The sequence below is a fragment of the Roseibium sp. SCP14 genome (assembly GCF_040329475.1).
In the GTDB taxonomy this organism is placed as follows: Bacteria; Pseudomonadota; Alphaproteobacteria; order Rhizobiales; family Stappiaceae; genus Roseibium.
This window is the reverse complement of record NZ_JBDZYH010000012.1, coordinates 1-21,508: the sequence shown is the minus strand read 5'-3', so window position 1 is coordinate 21,508 and position 21,508 is coordinate 1. Positions and strand designations below refer to the sequence as shown.

At 56.2% G+C, this 21,508-nt stretch carries 15 protein-coding genes; 7 read left to right on the top strand and 8 right to left on the bottom strand.

Annotation, left to right across the window (positions count from 1 at the left end):
* Positions 1-8 precede the first annotated feature (8 nt).
* Complete coding sequence (locus ABLQ08_RS29615) at positions 9-3,158, top strand: efflux RND transporter permease subunit (RefSeq protein WP_352950070.1); 3,150 nt, start codon at positions 9-11, stop codon at positions 3,156-3,158.
* 89 nt (positions 3,159-3,247) lie between these two features.
* Here ABLQ08_RS29615 and ABLQ08_RS29610 read toward each other — a convergent pair whose 3' ends face one another.
* Positions 3,248-4,213, bottom strand: coding sequence for a sodium-dependent bicarbonate transport family permease (locus ABLQ08_RS29610; protein WP_352950068.1), 966 nt, complete (start codon positions 4,211-4,213; stop codon positions 3,248-3,250).
* 98 nt (positions 4,214-4,311) lie between these two features.
* Between ABLQ08_RS29610 and ABLQ08_RS29605 the strand changes: the two genes are divergently transcribed.
* Positions 4,312-5,232, top strand: coding sequence for a LysR family transcriptional regulator (locus ABLQ08_RS29605; RefSeq protein ID WP_352950067.1), 921 nt, complete (start codon positions 4,312-4,314; stop codon positions 5,230-5,232).
* A 26-nt stretch (positions 5,233-5,258) separates the two neighbouring features.
* On the opposite strand, the gene ABLQ08_RS29600 is transcribed toward ABLQ08_RS29605, so the two are convergent.
* Positions 5,259-6,626 carry an NAD(P)/FAD-dependent oxidoreductase gene (locus ABLQ08_RS29600; protein WP_352950065.1) on the bottom strand — a complete coding sequence of 456 codons (1,368 nt, stop codon included), beginning with the start codon at positions 6,624-6,626 and terminating at the stop codon, positions 5,259-5,261.
* Positions 6,627-7,802: an NAD(P)/FAD-dependent oxidoreductase gene (locus ABLQ08_RS29595; protein WP_352950063.1), complete on the bottom strand. Its 1,176-nt coding sequence runs from the start codon at positions 7,800-7,802 to the stop codon at positions 6,627-6,629.
* 310 nt (positions 7,803-8,112) lie between these two features.
* On the opposite strand from ABLQ08_RS29595, the gene ABLQ08_RS29590 reads away from it, so the two are divergent.
* The 4 genes from ABLQ08_RS29590 to ABLQ08_RS29575 are packed head-to-tail and all read left to right on the top strand — an operon-like array spanning position 8,113 to position 12,880.
* Positions 8,113-9,093 carry a TAXI family TRAP transporter solute-binding subunit gene (locus tag ABLQ08_RS29590; protein WP_352950061.1) on the top strand — a complete coding sequence of 327 codons (981 nt, stop codon included), beginning with the start codon at positions 8,113-8,115 and terminating at the stop codon, positions 9,091-9,093.
* A 59-nt stretch (positions 9,094-9,152) separates the two neighbouring features.
* Complete coding sequence (locus tag ABLQ08_RS29585) at positions 9,153-11,747, top strand: TRAP transporter permease (protein ID WP_352950059.1); 2,595 nt, start codon at positions 9,153-9,155, stop codon at positions 11,745-11,747.
* A complete protein-coding gene (locus ABLQ08_RS29580) occupies positions 11,740-12,165 on the top strand; it encodes a universal stress protein (protein WP_352950057.1) in 426 nt (141 codons plus the stop codon). The genes ABLQ08_RS29585 and ABLQ08_RS29580 overlap by 8 nt, the downstream gene beginning before the upstream one ends.
* A 58-nt stretch (positions 12,166-12,223) precedes the next feature.
* Entirely contained in the window at positions 12,224-12,880 is a 657-nt protein-coding gene (locus ABLQ08_RS29575) for a GntR family transcriptional regulator (RefSeq protein WP_352950055.1), read from the top strand.
* Positions 12,881-13,130: 250 nt separating this feature from the next.
* Here ABLQ08_RS29575 and ABLQ08_RS29570 read toward each other — a convergent pair whose 3' ends face one another.
* The 3 genes from ABLQ08_RS29570 to ABLQ08_RS29560 all read right to left on the bottom strand — a co-directional run bounded on the left by ABLQ08_RS29570 (position 13,131) and on the right by ABLQ08_RS29560 (position 17,686).
* Positions 13,131-15,122, bottom strand: coding sequence for a tyramine oxidase (locus tag ABLQ08_RS29570; protein ID WP_352950053.1), 1,992 nt, complete (start codon positions 15,120-15,122; stop codon positions 13,131-13,133).
* A 268-nt stretch (positions 15,123-15,390) separates the two neighbouring features.
* On the bottom strand, positions 15,391-16,353 hold the full coding sequence (locus ABLQ08_RS29565; protein ID WP_352950051.1) for a helix-turn-helix domain-containing protein: 963 nt from the start codon (positions 16,351-16,353) through the stop codon (positions 15,391-15,393).
* Positions 16,354-16,555: 202 nt separating this feature from the next.
* Positions 16,556-17,686, bottom strand: coding sequence for an RHE_PE00001 family protein (locus ABLQ08_RS29560; protein WP_352950293.1), 1,131 nt, complete (start codon positions 17,684-17,686; stop codon positions 16,556-16,558).
* Between the two features lie 203 nt (positions 17,687-17,889).
* Here ABLQ08_RS29560 and ABLQ08_RS29555 point away from each other — a divergent pair, with 203 nt between their 5' ends.
* Complete coding sequence (locus ABLQ08_RS29555) at positions 17,890-19,113, top strand: tyrosine-type recombinase/integrase (RefSeq protein ID WP_352950049.1); 1,224 nt, start codon at positions 17,890-17,892, stop codon at positions 19,111-19,113.
* Between the two features lie 70 nt (positions 19,114-19,183).
* On the opposite strand, the gene ABLQ08_RS29550 is transcribed toward ABLQ08_RS29555, so the two are convergent.
* Positions 19,184-19,528: a type II toxin-antitoxin system RelE/ParE family toxin gene (locus ABLQ08_RS29550; protein ID WP_352950291.1), complete on the bottom strand. Its 345-nt coding sequence runs from the start codon at positions 19,526-19,528 to the stop codon at positions 19,184-19,186.
* Positions 19,515-19,790, bottom strand: coding sequence for a ribbon-helix-helix domain-containing protein (locus ABLQ08_RS29545; protein WP_352950047.1), 276 nt, complete (start codon positions 19,788-19,790; stop codon positions 19,515-19,517). Before ABLQ08_RS29545 ends, ABLQ08_RS29550 begins: the two co-directional genes overlap by 14 nt.
* Positions 19,791-21,508 lie beyond the last annotated feature (1,718 nt).

Genomic DNA, 21,508 nt, shown 5'->3' with positions numbered 1-21,508 from the left:
CCCGTGGCATGATTTCAAAGTTCTTCATCGATCGCCCGAATTTCGCTCTGGTGATTGCGATCCTGACGGTCCTCGTCGGTGCCATTGCCATCCGCTTTGTCCCGATCGCCGAATTTCCGGAAATTGCGCCGCCACAGATCCAGGTGACAGCGACCTATCCGGGGGCAAATGCCGCTCTGATCCAGAATGCTGTCGCAACCCCGATCGAAGAACAGGTAAATGGCGTAGACGGCATGATCTACATGTCATCATCGTCTTCAAGCGAAGGCACCTACCAGTTGACGGTGACATTTGCGATCGGAACCGATCCCGACATTGCGGCCGTTGACGTTCAGAACCGGGTTGCTCTGGCAACACCCCTCCTGCCGGAAGCCGTCACGCAACAGGGCATTTCAACCTCCAAGCAAAACAGCAACCTGTTGCAGGTGGTCAACCTTCTGTCGCCGAACAAGACTTACAGCCAACTTTACCTCAGCAACTATGCCGCAGACTTCCTGCAGGACTCCTTGAGCCGGATCAGCGGTGTCGGACTGGTGGATCAGTTCGGACCGTTGAACTACAGCATGCGGGTCTGGCTGAACCCGGAAAAGATGGCTGCGCTGAACCTGTCGGCCTCTGACGTTTCCGATGCCATCGAAGCCCAAAATGTGGAGGCCGCAGCAGGACAGATCGGAGCCCCGCCATTCGGCGATGGGCAAACCGCCTTCCAGTACACACTGGAAGCGGACGGCCTTCTGGAAACCGCCGATCAGTTCGAGAACATCATTCTCAAGGCACAGGAAGACGGCTCGTTCGTTCGCCTGAAGGACATTGCGCGGGTTCAACTCGGTTCGGAGAGTTATGCGGCAACGGCCTATTACAACGGTCAGCCCTCCGCGATCATGGGAATTTTCGAAGAAAGCGGCGCCAATGCGCTCGACGTTGCCGATGCGGTCCAGGCACAGCTGGAAGAGCTTTCCCAGCAATTCCCGGATGACATGGAATACGTACTTGCCTATGACGTGACGACTGCAGTTCGCAAGTCGATCGAAGAGATTGCCATTACCCTTGCCATCACGACCGTGCTGGTGATCTCGGTTACCTTTCTGTTCCTTCTGAGCTTCCGCGCCACACTGATCCCGGCAATTGCCATTCCGGTCTCGCTTCTGGGAACCATGGCGCTGATCTATTTCATCGGTTTCAGCGCCAACATGATCACCCTGTTCGCGATTGTTCTCGCGATCACTCTTGTCGTTGACGACGCGATCGTCATCATCGAAAACACCGAACGGATCATGGAGGAAGAAGGCCTTGATCCACGGGAGGCAACGCTCAAGGCCATGTCGCAGGTCACAAGGCCCATCATTGCGACGACATTTGTTCTGGCCGCTGTGTTCATTCCCGTTTGTTTCTTTCCCGGAATTACGGGCAAAATATATCTCCAGTTTGCGCTCACCATCACCTTCGCCTTTGCCCTTTCAGCCGTGAATGCGCTGACGCTCGGCCCGGTGCTCTGCTCCATGTTCCTGTCGCGCAAAACCGGCCATCCAAAAAGTTTTCTTCGCCTGATCCCCTCCCTGATCGACCGGCTTCGCGATGCCTATGTTGCGGCGGTTCGGCTCTTGCTGAAGATGATGCCCGTATCGCTGCTCCTGTTTCTGGCGGTGGTCGTGGCGACGGTTTACCTCTTCCGGACAACGCCGACGGGTTTCATCCCGCAGGAAGATAACGGCGTTCTGTTTGTGAGCGTTGAACTGCCCGATGGCGCATCCCTTCAGCGAACACAAAAGGCAATCCAGGAAATCGGCGCCGAAGTAGAAAAGCACAAAGGGATCGCATCGGTCACTTCCGTGGCGGGCTTCAGTATCATTGCCGGCAACAAGTCCAGCGTCGGACTGCTCATCCTGTTGCTGGACCCGTGGGACAAGCGCACGACCCCGGACACCCAGTGGCAGGCGATCATGATGTCGCTGAACGAGTCCCTCGCCGCTGTTCCGGAGGCAACTTCCTTCGTGTTCCCGCTTCCGGTCATCAAGGGTCTTGGATCCAGCGGTGGCTTGTCGGCCGAATTGCTGGATTTCAAGTCGGGCAATATCGAGGATTTCAACGCCGTCAAGTCAGCGTTTTTGTCGGCACTGTTGAAGGAGCCCGAGTTCCAGTCCGCCTTCAGCAGCTTTTCGGCAAGTGCACCACAGTATCATCTGACAATCGACCGGGACCGGGCGGAAACCCTGAGGGTGAAAGTCAGCGACATTTTCACCGCGCTTCAGGCCAGTTTCGGATCTCTTTACGTGAACAACTTCGTCAAGGACGGACGCGTTTACTGGGTCGTGATGTCCGCCGATGCGGAGTTCCGGCAGACCACCAGCCGGGTGAGAGGCATTTACGTCAAGAATGCCGACGGCGAGGCGTTGCCTCTTCGAACCTTCATTACCGCCGAGCCGACGCTCGGGGCCCAGACCCTTTATCGATACAACATTTTCACGTCCGCTTCCGTCAACGCCCAGCTGGATACCGGAGTGAGCACCGGCACTGCCATCAAGAAATTCATCGATGTCGCGCAGACCACCCTCCCCAAAGGTTATGGCTATGACTGGACGGGTGTAACCTTGCAGGAAGTCGAGGCAGGCGGCCTTGTCACCTACATTCTGATCCTGGCGGTGGTGTTCGCCTATCTGTTCATGGTCGCCCAGTATGAAAGCTGGGTTCTGCCCCTGTCGGTCATGGCGTCCACCGTGTTCGCCGTATTCGGAGCGTTTATTCCGCTTCAACTCGTTCCAGGACTGAACAACGACATTTACGCCCAGATCGGCATGGTGCTTCTGATCGGCCTGGCAGCCAAGAAGGCCATCATGGTGGTCGAATTCGCGAAAACTTTCCGCGAGGAGGGACACAGCATTCAGGAAGCCGCGATCAAGGCGGCTCATATGCGATTCCGGCCGGTCACAATGACCGGGCTTTGCTTCATCCTTGGTGTTCTGCCACTTGTCCTGGCAAGCGGCGCCGGTGCTGCCGGGCGGGTTTCCATCGGCTTTCCGGTTTTTGTCGGCATGATCATCGACAGCACACTGGGTCTTTTGATGATCCCGGTTCTCTATGCGGCCTTTCAGTCCGTCAGCGAACGGATCGCCGGCCTGCGGCGCAAGAAACCGGCGCCCAAGCCGGCACAGGAGTTTTGAGAACCCACATTCAGACTCCCGAAATGACACCTGACGGAAGGGTCGAGATCAACGCCAAAAGGATGTTGGGACCGTCGACGGGCCAGCTTCTACATGGTTGCAAGCCATAAGTAGATCGGCAATCCGACTGTTATGTTGAAGGGAAACGAAACACCCAGCGAAAGGGTCAGATAAACGCCCGACTCGGCCTCCGGCAGGGCGATTTTCATAGCTGCGGGCACTGCAATGTAGGAGGCCGAAGCTGCCAGCACCATCAGAAGGAACAGGCTGCCATCTGGTAGTCCGATCAGCGTTCCCATCACCCAAGCCATCGCCGCCCCGACCAGAGGCATGATGGCTCCGAATGCGAACAGCCCACAGGACAGCATGTGCCGGTTGGTCAGCAGGCTTCGGCCTGCAGACAGTCCCATATCCAGCAGGAACAGGCACAAAACGCCGGTAAAGGGGGTGACGATGAACGGAGCTATCATGTCCATCCCCTGGCCACCGGTCACTGCACCGATAGCGAAGCTGCCCGTCAAGAGAACGATTGATCCGTTTGCCAGCAGATCGCGCCACAGACCGGGTGAACTCGTTCTGTGACCGCCTCCTTTGTGCACGAGCCACAGAGCCGACAGGATGGCAGGTACTTCCATCGCAGCTGCGACCGCGACCATGTAACCGTCGTAGTAGAGACCCGTCAGTTCAAGCAGGCTTGTTGCGGTGACGAAAGTCACGATTGAGATCGAGCCGTAATGCCCTGCCACCGCCGCCGCATTCATCCGATCCAGGCGGGTCATGATCTGCAGCAGCAGGAACGCTGCGAACGGGATCGCGAAGGAAAGGAACACGCCTGCAGCAAGAGCCAGAAACAACCCGAGGTCCGGGCCGTGCGCCGCCAGGCTGGCGCCGCCCTTGAACCCGATGGACAGGAGAAGATAGAGCGACATGAACTTTGCCGCGCCGGCCGGAATAGACAGATCGCTCCTGGCAAACGCGGCCAGCAGTCCGAGAGCGAAAAAGAGAATTGTCGGGACGAGCAGATTGCTGGACAGGGAATCGATGATGGATGGCATGGCGTGTCTCGTTCTGTGATGTCGAGCGGACATGCCTTGTCAAACAAGATAGTTCCAATACTATGTTTCTACCTTTTACTTAGTTACAAACTATAGATATGCGTCCAACCCTGCGCCAGCTCGAATACGTGGTAACCATCCATCGCCTCGGCCGCTTCAGTCTGGCGGCCGACGCCCTCAATGTCAGCCAGCCCAGCCTTTCGGCTCAGGTGTCCACAGTGGAAGCGGAGCTTGGCATACGTCTGTTTGAGCGTGGACGCAGTGGTGTCCTGACCACCGCGAAGGGTGAAGAATTTGTGCGGCGTGCCCAGCAGATCATCGGCCAGGTTCAGGATCTGCGTGGCGCCATGATGTCGGATGTTCCATTCTCCGGTCGATTACGACTGGGAGTGCTGCCATCTATCGGTCCGTTCCTTTTGCCGCCGGTCGTCAGGGACCTTCACCGGGAACACCCCGGGCTCCGTGTGGTCGTGCGAGACCAGAACACTCATGACCTGGAAATCGGATTGAAATCGGGGTTGTTCGATCTCATCATTTCGACGCCTGAGGATCACGCCAACACGATGCAGCGAAGGCTGTTCAATGAGCGGTTATGGATCGGTGTCGCCACAGACGATCCACTTGCAGAAATCGCCGGCGAAGTGTCTGCATCCGACCTGGAAGGGCGCCTGTTTCTGACCCTTGATCAAAGCCACCGCCTCTCAAGGATTGCCTTCGCATTGGCGGCGGAATGCGGCGGCGTGGTGTCTGATGAATACGAAGGAACGACGCTAGATTCCGTGCTGCTTATGGCCGCCTCCGGAATTGGCGTCGCCATTCTTCCCGACCTTTATGCCAGACAACAGGCCGTTTACCGCGACGGCGTGGCGATCAAACCCATCGCCATGGGAGCCGCAAACAGGGATATCGCGCTCCTGGCCCGCAGCGGAGAAGAGTTCTCCAGCGCCCATGCCTTTCTTGAAAAGTCGTTGCTCAAAGTTGCCCGGCACTACGAGCTGGCCGACCCGGCACAGAATTGACCTGAACCGGAGTAGCCGCACCTTGTTCAAAGAACTCCTTTTGCACCTTCCAGCAGGCTTTTCATCAGCTTTGCATTGTTGCGGCGAAGCAGCGAGAAATTCTCTGCATAATCCGGAAGAGCCGCACCTGCGACCCAGGCAGCGCCCAACTCACCACCAACCGTTGCCGCCATGGTACCGAAGCCCGAATAGGCGCAGTTCATGAAGGCTCCGTCGACACCCATCGGACCGACCAGCGGCCAGTTCTCATCCGTCATCGTGTACCAGCCACCATAGTGGTGCATGTGGCGGGGCAGTTGTCCGAGATAAGTCTTGAGTGACGGATTCAGGCGTGAGGCTCCACGCAGAACGATGTCCGGGAAATTGTCATCAAGCGGGGGCTCCCAGGTGGCCTCGGCGATTTTTTCATTGAAAGCCCAGCCGAGCTTGATCCAGGTACCGTTGTCGCCACCGTCCGGCCTGCAATGGATTGCCCCCGGCATTTCCTTCGCGAGCCAGCTGAAGTCCGGGTCTTCCAGCAACATGGCGCGCTCCTCGTCCGACCAATTGATATGCTGGGCATCCAGATCGATGGTGAAGGGCATATTCCGGGGAATGGCCTTCGCCCGGTCTTCAAAGGCGATCTTCTGCTGAAAGGTGTTGTAGATCGGAAGATCGATACCGAGCATTGCCGCAATCCTGCCGACAAAAGGACCGGCGGCATTTACGATTTTCTCCGCCTGAACGGTCTTTTTTCCGTCTGCCGTGCTTATCCGGATCCTGAAACCGTCGCTTTTCTCGATGTCCTCAACGGAGCCGCCCAACCGCACTGCGCCTTTTTCCTTTAGGAAATCCAGCATGAACATTCCCAATTGCTGCCCGCTGATGTCACCTCCCCGGCGGATATGGATGATGTTCCGGGCCTCTTCGGAATAGGACGGGAAATACCGGCTGATCAGCGACCGACCGCTGAGAATGTCAACGCCTTCAGGTGCTTCCTCCCAGCCCGGCCTTGATGCGGGTTTGTAAGCCGATGCATTCCGGTCATCGTGAAAGCGCAACAGGTCCCTGGCGCTTTCGCCGAGACCTTTATGCAACTCGCCGAGAAGGTCATCGATATTGTCCGATCTGGTGACGAGAGAATATCCACGCCGGGTCATGTTGATGCTGTTGTTGCCGGCCCTCGCAATCTCTTCGATCAGGTCTATGCCGCGATTGGTGAAATTCACCATCGCCGGATGCGGCCACCAATTGCGGTAATTTTCTCCCGATTGCGCCGACGTGAAGGCCATCGGCTGGTCCCGATCGATCAGCACGATGTTGGAAACACCGTGATTCTTCGCAAGATAGTACGCGGTGGAAATACCGATAATGCCTGCGCCGATAATGGCCACTTCGAAGGTTCGATCGCTCATTTACTTGATTCCAATTTCGGCAAGCGGCTCGTTCCGGTGAACGCGACCGATTTCCAATCGTGACAAATCCAGGGTTTCATACCTGCCGGCAAGAGCGAGCTCCGACAGCGCGCGGCCGACCGCGGGGGCATGCATGATTCCGTGTCCGGAAAACCCGCACGCAGTTACGATGTTGTCGTGTCCTGGAGAATAGCGCCCGATAATCATGTTTCCGTCGAGCGTATTTTGCGCGTAGTGACCAGCCCAGCTGCTCTCAAGGCGTATTTCTTCAAATTTCGGCACGAGGGCGGCCATCATCGGCCAGATCGTTTCCTCGAAATAATTGGCAAAGTAGCCACGACCGATGTCGTCGACAAATCCCGGCTCGATCTCGAAGCTCGGACGCCCGCCAACAAAACCTTCGCCTTCCGGACGGAAGAACATGCCGCTTTCGTCCTTGACCAACGGTAACGGCTCCACATCATTTGCACATTTCCAATAGTGCTGCACACGGCACATCGGCACGACCGGCAGATCGCCCCCCGACATCTTTGCGATATCGGCAACCCAGGGACCTGCCGTGTTGATGAAAAAGTCCGCTTCCACGGTTTGACCGTCACTGAGCGTGAGAGATCTCACACCATGTTCGTCGGACGTCATGCCGGTCACGCGCGCCTTAATGTAGGTGGCGCCAAGATGCTCCGCTGCACGGCGGAAGCCCCATAGACCTGCATTCGGATCGATCCAGCCATCATCGGGCGTGTGACAGCCAAGCACGATGTTGTCGCGTTCGATAGACGGGAACCTGCGCCGCACTTCCGGATAGTCGATCAGCTCGGCTTTCACCCCGAAGGAAGCCTGAAGTTCCTGGTTCCGCCGGAGTATTTCCTCGCCATCCCGGGTTACCACAAACAGATAGCCCTGGCTGGTAAAGCCCAAATCCGGAAGGTCGGGCACATCTCCGACTTCGTCAGCAAAACCCTTGTAAAAATCCAGGCTGAAACAGGACATCTGGATGTTTTCAGCGACGCTGAACTGCTGCCTGACGCCACCGGCTCCCTGCGGAGTGGTTGCGAATTGATAGGAAGGGTCCGGTTCGATGACCACCACTTCACCTGCCTTGCCGCTTCGACCAAGGAAATAGGCGGCTGCGGATCCCATGATCCCGCCCCCAATGATCGCGACATCGCATTTCATGTGCCGTTTTCCTCTCTTTTGCCCTTGGCTCCGGACCTTTGATAACTCCGGGCCTCGGCCTGTCCACCGACAAGGTTCCAACGCAGTTCTTTGAGACTTGCGGAAGGTCGGTTCAATGTCATTTATTATTCATTCTTGACAAAATTGTATACGATAATCAAGAATTGAATTCGAAATCATGTTCAGCACGCTTTCTGCCCCTCTGAAACGGGCTCGCGAGCGGCAATTCGATGGTTTCCGGAAACAGAAATCAAAAACGCGGTCACACGCGTTCGAACTCAAGTGTTCTCATCTGAACGAGGGAAAAGGGATGTACAATTTATCAAGATTTGCCGCCGCGGCGGCCATTACCGTTGCGATTGCCGGCGGAGCATCCGCGCAAGATCGCAAGTTCGTAAACATCGGAACGGCGGGAATTGGTGGCGGTTACTACCCGACCGGCGGGTTTATCTGCAATGTTCTGAACAAAAGCCGGAAGGCCCAGGGGCACAACATTCGCTGCACCGTTGAATCAACCGGTGGGTCGGTTGCCAACCTGCGCTCCATCCAGGCAGGCGAGATGGACGTTGCCATCGCACAGGCCGACTGGCTCTACCATGCATATAACGGCTCTTCGAAATTCGAGGAAAACGGCGCGAACGAAAACCTTCGTTTCCTGTTCTCGCTTCACCTCGACACGGCACACCTCGTTGCCAGGGCGGACCAGAACGTCTCGGACTTTTCCGGACTGAAAGGCAAAACCGTCAATATCGGCAATGCGGGTTCCGGAACCGAGGCAACGATGACATTTGCCCTGTCTCGCTACGGCACTGATCCGGAGGCGTTTTTCGGTCAGGCCACCCGCCTTACCTCCCGTGAACAGGCACAGGCACTTTGCGACGGCAAGATCGACGCCTTCTTCTATACGACCGGTGTGACCGCATCTTCCATCACGGAGGCGACCAACACCTGCGATGCCAATGTCCTCAACTGGAACGACGACACGATCGACGCGATGATCGCTGAAATTCCCTACTATGGTAAGTCGGTCATTCCGGCCGGAACCTACCGCGGACAGGATGAAGAACGGGTCACCTGGGGTCTTCCTGCGACACTGGTTGCTTCTGCCGACGCGGACGAGGAAGTCATCTACAACATGGTGAAATCCGTCTTCGACAATTTCGAAGACTTCAAGGCGCAATCAACGCTTTACGTGGCAGTCAGCCGTGACGGCGCCGTCGTCAACGGACGGTCCGTGCCGTTCCATCCGGGTGCCGAGCGCTATTTCCGCGAAGTCGGTCTCATCAAGTAACCGCTTGAAAATTCAGCGGGCGTGTTCATTCGGCGCGCCCGCCAAAACGGGAGGGGACCGTGACCGACAAAACTCACCGGGAAGAACTCGACGACCTGATTGCCGAAAACGACACCGGAGCGCGAAATCCGTCCGGGCTGTCGAAACGGATCATCTTCGCCGTCGCCCTGTGCTGGCCGCTCTATCAGCTCTACATGGCCTCGCCCCTGCCGTTTGTGACCGGGATAGGACTGATCGACGACAGCCAGCAAAGGGCCATTCACCTGGCGTTTGCGCTCCTGCTCGGCTTCCTGACTTTTCCAGCTTTTGTCCGATCCCCCAGAAATTACATTCCGCGCTACGACTGGGTCCTCGGCTTGGTGGCCGCAGCCTGCGCGCTTTACATCGTCGTGTTCTATCGCGACGTGGTGAACAATGCAGGCGGTCAGCGCACCCTGGCCGAGACAATTGTGTCGATGGTCGGCATCACCCTGGTGCTTGAAATCACCCGCCGCGTTTTGGGCCTGTCGCTTGTCGTTATCGCGGTTCTGTTTTCCGCCTATGTGTTTCTCGGACCGACCTTGCCGGACCTGATCTCGCATCGAGGCTTCAGCCTGAACCGTTATGTCGATCACATGTGGCTGACGACGGAAGGCGTATTCGGCCTACCACTTGGTGTCTCCAACAGCTTCATTTTCCTGTTCGTCCTGTTCGGCGCGCTGCTGGACAAAGGGGGAGCAGGCAACTTCTTCATCAAGCTGTCCTTTTCGATGCTGGGTCACTTGCGAGGAGGCCCGGCAAAAGCCGCCGTTGTCTCTTCCGGGCTGACCGGACTGATCTCCGGATCGGCCATCGCCAACGTCGTCACAACCGGAACCTTCACAATTCCGCTAATGAAACGGATTGGCTTTTCCGGTGAAAAGGCCGGTGCAATCGAGGTTTCCTCATCCATCAACGGCCAGATCATGCCCCCGGTGATGGGAGCTGCGGCTTTCCTCATGACCGAGTTTGTGGGCATCAGTTACTTTGAAGTCGTGCTGCATGCGTTCGTGCCCGCAATCGTCAGCTATATCGGCCTTTTTTACATCGTTCACCTGGAAGCGGTGAAAGCGAACATGCCGGTGCTGGCAAAGGTGCGGGAATCGTCGCTGCTGGCGAAGGTCTGGAGTTTCCTTTTCGGGTTTGGTGCCGTCGCGCTGATCAGCGGTGTTGTTTTCGCGGTCGCGACAGGCCTCCAGACCGCGACCGGCTCGCTGGCCACACCCCTAGCCGGTCTCCTCATGGCCGGGCTCTATCTTTGGCTCCTCAGGATAGCCGCGCGTTATCCCGAACTGGAGATCGATGATCCCAACGCGCCGCTGATCGAAATCCCGGAGCTGAAGCCTACACTGATGGCGGGCCTTCACTTCGTACTGCCCATCGGAGTGCTTGTCTGGTGCCTGATGGTTCAGCGGCTGTCTCCGGGACTGTCGGTATCCTGGGCCATTCTGGTCATGGTCTTTATCATCCTCACCCAGAAGCCACTCATGGCCTATTTCAGGGCTGCCAATCCGGTGAGCTATCCGTCGACCCTCAAGGCCGGATTTTCCGATCTTATCCAGGGCTTCATTGCAGGTTCGCGCAACATGGTCGGCATTGCTGTTGCCATGGCAGCTGCCGGGATCATCGTCGGTGTGGTATCGCTTACAGGTCTCGGTCTTCTGATGACGGAGATCATCAATGCCGTTTCCGGTGGCAACGTGATGATCATGCTTCTGTTTACCGCGATCATGTGCGTCGTTCTGGGAATGGGGCTACCGACAACGGCCAACTACATCGTCGTTGCAAGCGTCATGGCCCAGCCTCTTGTAACGCTCGCTGCGCAAAACGGATTGATCATCCCCCTCTTCGCGGTTCATCTGTTCGTTTTCTATTTCGGCCTGATGTCGGGCACGACGCCGCCCGTCGCCGTCGACAGCTTCGCCGGCGCGGCGGTCGCGCGATCGGATCCGATGAAGACCTGCATTCAGGCCTTTTATTACAGCCTTCGGACAGCCATCCTGCCGTTCATTTTCGTTTTCAATCCCGAGATGCTTCTGATCGGTGTTGAGAGCTGGTGGAGCGCCGCGCTGATTATCGTGTCATCGACAATTGCAATGTGCGTCTTCGCGGCGGCAACGCAGGGCTTCATGTTCGTGCGCAGTTACAGGATCGAAAGCGCCCTCATGCTCGTTATTGCCCTTTCACTTCTGCGTCCCGCCTTCTGGCTCGATCTTGTGCAGTCACCGTTCTCGTCAGTCCCGCCGGACGCAATTCATGAAACCGTCGGCAACGCCGAAGACAACGCCCAGATCCAGATGCTCATGGAGGGTGAGAACTTCTCCGGCGACATGATCCGGCGGAAGATTGCCATCCCTCTGGGTCCTGCAGGCGAGACGGGTGAAGACCGATTGCAGTCAGCGACCGGCATGACGATGCGGTTCGAGGGGCGCGACGTATATGTCGACAGTGTCGACTTCAACAGTCCGGCCCAGAAATGGGGCGTCGACTTTGACTGGAAGGTGCTGGAGTTGAACCGGCCAAACACCCGCATGCCCGAAGAACTGTTCTATATACCTGCCTACGGGGCACTTGTTCTGATTGTTCTCGCACAATTGGCCCGCCGCCGAAAAAAGGAGGTAGCGTCCTATGTATGAACACATCCTCATCCCCATTGACCTTGATGCAACGAATGTAAACGAGAAGGTTGTTGAAGCCGCACTCGATCTGGCCACTCGTCACGATGCAACTCTGCACTTTCTGAACGTCGTGCCACCGCTCGCTTCGTTTGCCTCAACCTTCTTTCCCGAAGGGTTTCAGACCAAGGCTACGGAAGCGGCCCGCCAAAGGTTGCACACATTCACCGAGGCGCACGACCTGTCAGGCATGAGAGTTCAGCACATCGTCACCCATGGTGCCATCTACGACCAGATCATCGAGACGGCAGAAAAGCTTGCCGCAGACCTCATCGTGATGGCCTCGCACCATCCCGAGGCGCGAGACTATCTGCTTGGGCCCAACGCGGCTAGGGTGGTGCGTCACGCCGACTGCTCAGTCATGGTTGTACGGGATTAACGGCAACTCACCCTTGTCGATGTTGGAAAGCAAGTCAGAATCCGTGTTAAGCAGAACCATGAGCGATATGTCCGAAGCAAAATCGACAGCCATCCCCATCTACGAGACTCTCAAAGACGAGATCGTGACAAGTGTGCTGCTTCCTGGCGAGGCCTTGCGCCAGGAGGAAATCGCCAAGCGCTTTGGCGTCAGCAAGATTCCGGTGCGTGAGGCCTTGCTCAAACTGGAAATCGACGGCTTTGTCCTGTTTCGCAAGAACAAGGGGGCGACTGTCAGGGAGATGTCCAGCAATGAAGTGCTCAACCTCATGGATATCCGTATCGCGCTTGAGTGCAAAGCACTGGAACTCAGTGTTCCGAACATGATCCCGTCGGATTTTGCCAGGGCAAAAGACGTTTTAGACGATTATTCCGCGCAGTCGGACTCAAAGAGCTGGAGCGAGCACAACATCGCTTTTCACCAGACCCTCTACGAGCCGTGCGACAATCCATCCCTGTTGCAAATGATTGCGGATGTTCGTGCCCGTCTCGGTCCGTTCACGAACATGCTTGTGTCAGAAGCCTCGGGTCTGGAGCGCCCTCATCAGGAGCACCAGAATATTCTTGCAGCTTGCGAAGCAGGCAAAACCGAAGAAGCCGTTGAGTTGCTGAAGCAGCATATCGAGACGACGAAAAAGGTAACGGCCGCGTACATGCGGCGGGGCACACGGTCATAAGCTAAGTAGCGGCCTTCGCGTCCTCCAGGGCGACACCCGGACCGAACACTCCATGAACAGGCATGAAACGCTGCGCACCTCGGCCCGATCGAACGACCGGGCCGAGGCGACGAGCTCAACATTGACCGTCTCGGTTTCGCTAATCGCATCTTCAACAGCGTGGTGCCGAAAAAGTGTCAGGACAGGCCAGATCCAGTTTTCCGGCATCAGCCGCTACCTGTTGATTTGCCGTCAACAGGTAGCATTTCGGTCAGTTGGTTTCTTTCGGCATCCGGATGGTCAATGCCGGATTGTGCGGGAAGAAGTTCATCGGTTGGATGTGAACGGTCTTCCACTCGGTTGACATGACCGGCCAGTCCTCCATGCGTGGCACATGGTGGAATCCTGCGGTGAACCAGGTGACGATATCCTTGTTCCTCAGGTCGCGATCGGCTTCAACCCATTTTGCCAGACCATCGGAGCCATCGCTTCCGAACGCAAGTTCACCACCAGCGTACCGCTCTCGAGGATCATAAGCGGTGTTCCAGACGCTGTACTCGATGTACCGGTTGCGCGCCATGGGCGGGTCGTTGTCGAAATCGAACGGTCCATAGGCAACGCTGCCGTGATGCAGCATGTAGCCAGGTTTGTAACCGAGGTAACCATCCTCGTTGGTATTCATGATGTGGAAGGCCTTCGGCTTCATGGAGCTCAGTCTGAAGCGTCCTTCCATCTCGCTCTTTACCGGAGTGTTTTTGACTGTCCAGACCGACCGGCGCGGACTGTTTTCGGGAACCTCTCCGGCAACGATTTCCTGCACCATCATCGTGTTCCGCGGTCCGTCGATGTCGAAGTCGAGACGGAAGTTGAAATAATGGTCGTGGAACGGTGCCACCAGATTGGGAGCGATCAGGGAACCATATTTGGTGTCTTCCCCGGCCGTTGCGTCAGACAGAGACCGGGATGCCACGCCCTTGACGGCGTCCAGGCCGCTGGCACCGACCTTGATGTAAATCTCGCCATTCTGCTTGAACCGGTAGTCGATCAGATAGTCGTAGTTTCCGACCTCCGATGCGGTGCGCACCACGAGTTCCGTTTCAGGCCGTCCTTCTGCAGGTGTGAACTGGTTTTCTCCTTGCGCGAAGACCTCAAAGTGACGCCAGGCCGGATCGCCTATATTACGTTCGAAGACGCAGATCGCATCAGGGATCTGGAGCGGATTGCCGCTGTCGTCATGGATCATCGCCGGCAGGAAAGTGGCGTTGGCTGGACAGTCGATGCCCTTGCGCAGTGGTGTCAGGAAAAGCCCGAAACCGTACTCGCCGCTGTCCATATAGGTGCGCCAGTACCAGCCCTCGCTCGGATCCATGTAGGGAACGAACACTTCCGACAGATTGGCCTGATACAGAACCGAACGCCAGTTGCCGCCGTCATTGGCGCGGATGTCCGACAGGATGAGACCGGGGCGCTTATCGGTACGGTAGCGCATTTTCCAGATGTCCCAGGTGATCTCGCTGCCGTCGATGGTAAAATTCGGCCCGCCTTCCTGGCTGATATGGGCAGGGCTCGCTTCCGGTCGCAGGTCGACACGCCCGGCAATTTCTTCTTCCGTATAACCCCAGGGATCCTCCGGCAAAGGGATCACGTCCTCATCGACCACGTCGACCACCTGCTTCGATTTCAGCTCCACGATCGCAAACAGACCTTCGATCGGCTTGGCATAAAAGTTGGAGCCGGTCGGGTTGACGTAGCATGGCACTTTCATCAGACGTTTGCCCTGCTCGTCTTCAGTGAAGAAATTGCCCGCGGTAAGCGGAAGGCAGAATACGTCGTCCGGTGTCAGGCCTCGTTTCTCAAGACCTGCGAGCATGCGCTCGTCTCCAAGCGCAACCTCCATCGCCGTTATGAATTCGGCAAACATCACCATCGGTTGACCGGCAAGCGGTTCCGCGCTTTCCACCTTGTTCTGGGAGACGTTGACGATTGCCTTGTGAAAGCTCTCGCCATCGAAATAGTGAACCGTCGCTTGACGGTCGATCGCACGGCCGTCGCCGCGTGCCAGAACCTCGTCCTTGTGCGGTTCCAGAAGTTCGATCAACGGATAAAGCGTATCTTCGTTCGCCTTTCCCTCAGCCTTCAATATTGCCATGACGGAGCCGATTTCATCGGCGGTCAAGCCGTCGAGTGGATGCGGATCCGCCATTGCTGTACTCGACAGTGCAACAGCGCATAAGGACCCCAACAACGTCCTGCGAATGGTCATAACTTTCCTCCCTCTTGAGCAAGACGTCCGATCTGTATCGGACACCCGGCAGTGCATTTTCCGCTCCAGTTCTCCCAGCGAAGCGGTAGCCCGGCGCATCTTCCTTCGTGACAACGCGCCTGGCTGGAAAAATGTCGGATACCGGAGCTGCTCTGAATGCGTCCGCAGCCCGGTCCAATCGCCGCATGCTAGCGCGCTCCGGCGGCCATCGTCTTTGCGAACGCTTTCAAAAACTAGGTAAATCGTGTCAGACGCAGCTTGATCTCAATCAGAACGACTGTCGTACTCTGGTCAGGTGTTCGGTATAGGCGCGGGGCGCCATGCCGATTTCAGTTCGGAACGTCCGGTTGAAAGTGGAGATGTCCTTGAACCCGCACTCGAATGCGAGCTCGGCAATCCGGTAGTCCTGCTTGTAATGAATACGGTTCTCCAACTCGCGCTTGAAACGGCTTATCCGCACCCGCTTGATCATGTCGTTGCAGCTCAGATCATAGGCGCGGAAAGTTCTGAAAATACCGCTCTTCGAGAGCCCGGTAATCTCCGCAAGCCGCGATACGGAGAAATCTTCCTCCAAAGCGTGATCGTGGATGACGGCAATCAGATGCTGCATCCGTCGACTGGATTGGACAGTGTAGTTGTCTGCACCGTCTTCAACGAAGACAGCGCGTACCAACTCCAGAAAGGCGTTTGACAGATGGTGCTGGGAACGACTGCCGTCCGCGGACTTTAAAAGCACCCGCAGATGCTGGTTCAACAGCTTGCTCTCTTCGTCCTCAGATGCCAGACGTTGCGCACAGTCAAACGAAGTCAGGTAACCACAATCGTGAAGCAAGTGACGCGGAATGTGGATCGACAGTTGATCCGACCCGAGTGTCGGGTCGGTGCGGAAGGTACAAGGACGCGTTGAATCTATCAGCGTCATGTCTCCTTGCCGTTTCAGAACGGCGCGTGTCGACCCCTGTTCGAGTTCCGCGATGCCGGCGAGTTGAATGATCAGGAAATAATAGGCTTCACCATCGCGGCTGATTTCGCGCGTTGAGCGAGTGATCTCGTTGGCATTGTGACCGACAAGGGCAAAATCGACAGTGCCCTTCTGAAACAGATCGGCACGACCGGTAAGATTCTTCCTGTCGGTCCTGGTCTGAAAATGACCGCAGATATCGGTTAATCGGGACCGCCAGTGATCCTGATCGAATGTCTCCAACGGAACGGGTGGCAACGAAAAGCTCATCCTTCCTCCCAAGCCCGTTACCCTAGGAAGAGCTTCTTCGGCCTGTCAAGCAAGGGCGCCTGGAAGCGCCACTTTTTCGCTCACCTGACAAAAGGTCTCTCCCGCACCGAAAATTCGGGACACGACGCAATAGCACTGTCCCCGATAGCTGCTCAAAATTTTCCAGCCTCCAAACTTCAGATTGCATTCGCCGGGATTGACCTCACAGCACTCCCCAGGCGCGATAACGTCCGCGACCCGTGAGCTCGCGGGGGAGCGCGGACCCAAGCTGTTCAAGCATCCGATCAACAGCCGCGGCGGTGACTTTCAGCTTCTTGCGTGCAAGCGGAATCGACACAAACGGATGCGCAATGAACAGGTCGACCAGTTGCGGAAGTTTGGAGTTGCGCCTGCAATTCTGGCACTGACGCAACATGTGCTCTCGGGCAAAGTGCAAGCGGTTCATCTGCTCCATCGTTTCCTGGGCTCCAACTTCGAAGCCGGTGAGAAGCATCGACAGGCGCGTTTGAACCGGATCGGATCGGCGCCAGCGGAATTTTGATTGACGAAGTCCGACGGCAACGAGCGGAAGATGGTTGGGCGTCACGGAGCGTCGCAAAGCTGCCGCGGCAATCAAGCGCCCGAGTTCGGAGCGTCTTTCGAGCGGCTCGAGCACCAGCCAGGCGTCAAGGATCAGGGCAGCGCCAAGGACGGGTGGCAGAGCGCGGGTGTCCTCGACGACCCGATGCCAGCTGTTCAGGAGCTGCGTTTCGTCATGATCGGGATCCCCGAGCAAATCTTCCAATTTGCTCGCATTGCCACTGTCCAAACGGTGGCCTTCCAAACGACCGGCCGCGCTCGCGGCGCTGTCCGCCAGTTTTTGCGCGCGATCGGCAATCGCATCAATTTCTGCCAGCAAATCGTCTTCGAAGGAGGAGACTTCGTCCTCATCGTCAAGCGTTGCATCTGCCGCTTCTGAGAAGAATGAAGTTTCGTCACTACCTGCGCGCGCCTGCCCTCCCCTTCCCGCAAGAGCAAGAAGTCCAGCTCGACTGAAAACCCAATCGAAGTCCTGTCGTTCGACGGTTCTCCTCAGGCGCAGCAAACGGGCGGCAAGCGTCAACTCGTGGGTCGGTGCGCGAACATCAGCCCCTGCATCGTGCAGGACGAGGTCCTCAAGATGAACCAGGTCGCCGTCCAGCCACATACCGGCACACGCGTCTAGAATGTGCCCTCGCGCTCTAATGCCGTCAGCAAGTTCCGAAGAACGCTTCAGTCGTTCATCTGCTCGGGTCAGCTCGCGACCAGCTGCGTCCATTGGCAAGGCGAGTCGAGACCAGTCAAGCTTTGAAATCTGTTTACTTACATCATAAGCGATTGTTTTATCCTGCTTTTCTTTCGTTTATGATAGCTATCGTATATATAATTATCATTACTTGGATACACGTCAAAACACATTTTTAACTATCGATAACTAACTATTATCGATAGCTAGACGTTTCGCGCAGATTTTGCTAGAGTTTCAACACATTGGCTCGTCCGAGAGACCGCACGAACATGCAGAAAACACCCGTTTGGCGCCCCCTGCCTTCAGAAATCCAAGATGAGAAGCTGGAGAAACTTGATACGCTCGCTGCAATATTGCCAGCTCTTGCGTCCAATGAGCGATCCGGACAACTGGCCCGTCTGCTCACAGATGATGACATCGAAACATTGCGGCATCTGGCCAAGGAAGGAATGGGCGAAAATTCACTGCGCGCCCTCACCTCGGATCTTTCCTATCTGGAAGCCTGGTGTATGGCTGCGATGGGAGAAAGTCTGCTCTGGCCGGCCCCAACCCCCTTGATCCTCAAGTTTATAGCCCACCACTTGTGGGATCCCGACCGACGCCAAAACGATACTGCTCATGGCATGCCGAAAGACGTTGCAGATGTTCTGGAGGATGAAGGCCTGTTGCGAACCCGTAAGTCGGACGGCACCCTGCAGCCGCACGCACCATCCACCGTTCAAAGACGGCTTGCCTCCTGGTCAACGCTGCATCGCTGGCGTGGCCTTTCGGGCAACTTCAAGCACGCGGATGTTCGCTCAGCCTTGCGTCTTGCCATTCGGGTCGCAGACCGCCCCAGGAAACGAAAAAGCCGCAAGGCACTCACCGCCGATTTTCTGGAGCTTTTGCTGAAAACCTGCGACGGCTCTGCGGCATCTGCACCCAGCCTTGTCGACCTGCGTGACAAGGCCCTGCTTCTGGCCGGTTTTTCATCCGGCGGGCGCCGCCGCTCGGAGCTGGCCAGACTACGCTTGCCGCAGATTTCTTTCGAAGACCCGGTACCCGCGGATCCGGAACGCCCGGACAGTCCCTTGTTGCCATGTGCCAGCATTCGGCTCGGACGCACCAAAACCGAGTCTGCTGCGGAGGACGACAATATGGTTCTCCTCATTGGCCGGTCCGTGGATGCCCTAAAAGCGTGGCTTGATGCGGCGAAAATTGTCGAAGGACCGATTTTCAGAGCGATCGACCAATGGGGCAATGTCAAGCAACGAGGTCTTACACCACAATCGGTCAATGCGATCTTGAAAAAGAGATGCGCAATTGCAGGGCTTGAACCAAAAGACTTTTCTGCCCACGGCTTGCGGTCCGGCTTTCTGACGGAAGCAGCCAACCAGAAGGTTCCGATCCAGGATGCCATGCAGCAATCCCGCCACAGGTCGTTTGCCCAGGCTTCCTCCTATTATAACGATGCCGGGCGTAATCGGAGCCGATCGGCGCGTCTTCTCGGGTGATATGTCCAGGAAATTTTCCTGTTATGGCTTCGCCATCTTCAGCGAATTGGTAATGCTGCGAGGACCTTCTCTACTCGGTCAGCAATCGCGTCAACATATGGCGAATGTGATCCTGTGAGCCGAAGAAAATCGCTGCCACGATGACCTTCTGACGCTTTTCGTCAGAGACAAACCAGACGGCAGCCTGTTCCCGACGAACAAACCGCAGTTCCGGCAGAATATCGGGGCGCAACGTTCCAATAAAGGGTGTATTGCACAGTCCATCAATGGAAGACCGGATGGTTCGAATCCGACTGACCACGCGCTCGAACGCTGCCTCCGTGTCGTCGCCCAGGTCGGTGTAGGAGGTGAAGAGATGGTCGAAAATCAGCTCAAAGTCGCGTTCAGCGGCTGCCGAATACTCAAGTGTCCACATTGAAGGCACGCCGCTTTTGCTCAATCATGGCCTCCACTCGATTTTCCATTTCCGCAGCAGGTACCGTAGGTCCGTCCAGCCGCTGCCCGAGTAGGTGCCGCAATGCCTGTGTTTCCAGGGACTCCAGCTCGGTCTTCTGGCGCAACAGCTCCAATCCCTGCTGCAAAACGGAGCTGAGGCTCGAATACTGACCTGATTCAACGAGCGAACGCGCAAATGCGTCTTGCTGTTCGGTCAGTGATATGGACGACTTGACGCTCATGAAACGCTCCTTTCCATGAAATATGCTACCCAGTAGCACGGTCGTCAAGGCGCTTATGTCTTGGCAACTGAAGCATGTCGCATGTTCTCAAAGGCTTGCTCACTCGGCCCGACAGATCAAGTTCATTGGATAACCAATCGGGACTGGGACCTGAGTTTTCGATTGAGACAGCTGATAATCCAGGCCTCCCGTCGCCTCAATGGTTACAGATCTGATCAGTTCCAACAAGAACACTCGAACCCGGATACGGCCGCCGCCCCGCTGCGCCTGCCTCGGCAATCAACGAGTAATGTCACGATCCAACCTCGGAATCGCGGTTGAAATCCCTTATCTCAACATTTGGGTCATGCTTGACATCTGCAAGTACGTCGAAACCAACCCGCAATCCAGCTGAGCCAGCCAACAACCTGAACTGCCCTCACCGCTTGAGAACTTCCAACTCACTTGACCTTGAGTGTCTCATTCGGACTGCCAACGACGTTCCGAATGTAGTGACCAAATTCCCGGAGAGTGAATACTCGGACCTGCGCAATTCGAGCCCTTCGTTGCCCGCTCAAAACATCCCGAAACGGGCAAGACACCAGATCACGCGTGTCTTGGTTACCTGGCCGACAAGTCGAAAATCGCACCCCTCCCCTACCCGTTTTCAAGTTGAGACCAGACCCATCAAGCCCGTCAAACATTTGCTTGCCTCAGAGGGTCGAGTATGAGGCCTGTTCTTCAACCCTTCCCCATTCGGTCAAAACGTTTCTTGCTGCGCGAGCCGAATTCAAACCCCTGTTTTCCAATACCTCTGATGCAGGCATTTGCTTCACTGACATGGTGAAGACGACACTACCGGTGCCAGCCGGAAGACTTCTTCAGATATTCTTGCCGAGGGGAGGGCGACGAGGAACGAACAGAAGGTGGGAAGTGGCAAACCATCGAGCGATTTCCCGAGACCCGCGACCTGCAAGAAATGTAGTTTCTGGCTCTGCATTTCGAAACGGAGTCCGGCAATTCAGATGTGTGTGACGTCTTGCTCCGAGGAGTTTATGCCTGCTACGAGGCCAGGAATAGGTTTCACAAGGGGAAGGGGCACGCTGTGTTTACGCCGCTGAAGACACTCTATTTCGACCTCGATATTGCAATTGCAATATTGGTCATCGATGCGAGACAATCGAGGTTTCCTGCCGAATAACCTGCATTCGGCCTCGATGAGAGCTGCAAATTTCACAAATGACCACCGCTTGGACTAATCGACCCTGAAACAGTCGTAAAGAGGAGAGGGCAGGGGAAGGCGCGCTTCAGCTAATATGTGGTTGTCTCGCAGCAAGGAGCCCGACTCTTATTGCAATTGCAATATCTCGCCCAAAACAGAATCGCTACCATTTTGCACTCTCTTCAACGCACCCAAAGAAACTCCTGAAGAAAACGCTGCCTTGCATTATTTTTCTTTCAGCTCGGCTCCTGGTCTTCGATCCTGTTAAGCGTCTTGAACGGTCCTGCTGTACGTATCTGTCGGTCTTTGGCGCATGAATTGACGCTGGCAAGCAGACATAAAAAAAGCGCTTCCATGGCAGGAAGCGCTCGTAAGAGATAACTTGTCCCTGTTTTTCACAACCGATTTGGGTTCATAGCGAACTTTCTTTCCAGCCATATTGAGAGGATGACGGCCGGGATTGAGACGGCGAGGAAGAACAGGCCGACCATGGTGATCGGCTCGATATAGCGGTAGG

Bases quoted from the DNA above. Each gene is read 5' to 3' on its own strand.
- ABLQ08_RS29615 (WP_352950070.1), top strand. From the start codon at position 9: ATGATTTCAAAGTTCTTCATCGATCGCCCGAATTTCGCTCTGGTGATT.
- ABLQ08_RS29610 (WP_352950068.1), bottom strand. From the start codon at position 4,213: ATGCCATCCATCATCGATTCCCTGTCCAGCAATCTGCTCGTCCCGACA.
- ABLQ08_RS29605 (WP_352950067.1), top strand. From the start codon at position 4,312: ATGCGTCCAACCCTGCGCCAGCTCGAATACGTGGTAACCATCCATCGC.
- ABLQ08_RS29600 (WP_352950065.1), bottom strand. From the start codon at position 6,626: ATGAGCGATCGAACCTTCGAAGTGGCCATTATCGGCGCAGGCATTATC.
- ABLQ08_RS29595 (WP_352950063.1), bottom strand. From the start codon at position 7,802: ATGAAATGCGATGTCGCGATCATTGGGGGCGGGATCATGGGATCCGCA.
- ABLQ08_RS29590 (WP_352950061.1), top strand. From the start codon at position 8,113: ATGTACAATTTATCAAGATTTGCCGCCGCGGCGGCCATTACCGTTGCG.
- ABLQ08_RS29580 (WP_352950057.1), top strand. From the start codon at position 11,740: ATGTATGAACACATCCTCATCCCCATTGACCTTGATGCAACGAATGTA.
- ABLQ08_RS29575 (WP_352950055.1), top strand. From the start codon at position 12,224: ATGAGCGATATGTCCGAAGCAAAATCGACAGCCATCCCCATCTACGAG.
- ABLQ08_RS29570 (WP_352950053.1), bottom strand. From the start codon at position 15,122: ATGACCATTCGCAGGACGTTGTTGGGGTCCTTATGCGCTGTTGCACTG.
- ABLQ08_RS29565 (WP_352950051.1), bottom strand. From the start codon at position 16,353: ATGAGCTTTTCGTTGCCACCCGTTCCGTTGGAGACATTCGATCAGGAT.
- ABLQ08_RS29555 (WP_352950049.1), top strand. From the start codon at position 17,890: ATGCAGAAAACACCCGTTTGGCGCCCCCTGCCTTCAGAAATCCAAGAT.
- ABLQ08_RS29550 (WP_352950291.1), bottom strand. From the start codon at position 19,528: ATGTGGACACTTGAGTATTCGGCAGCCGCTGAACGCGACTTTGAGCTG.
- ABLQ08_RS29545 (WP_352950047.1), bottom strand. From the start codon at position 19,790: ATGAGCGTCAAGTCGTCCATATCACTGACCGAACAGCAAGACGCATTT.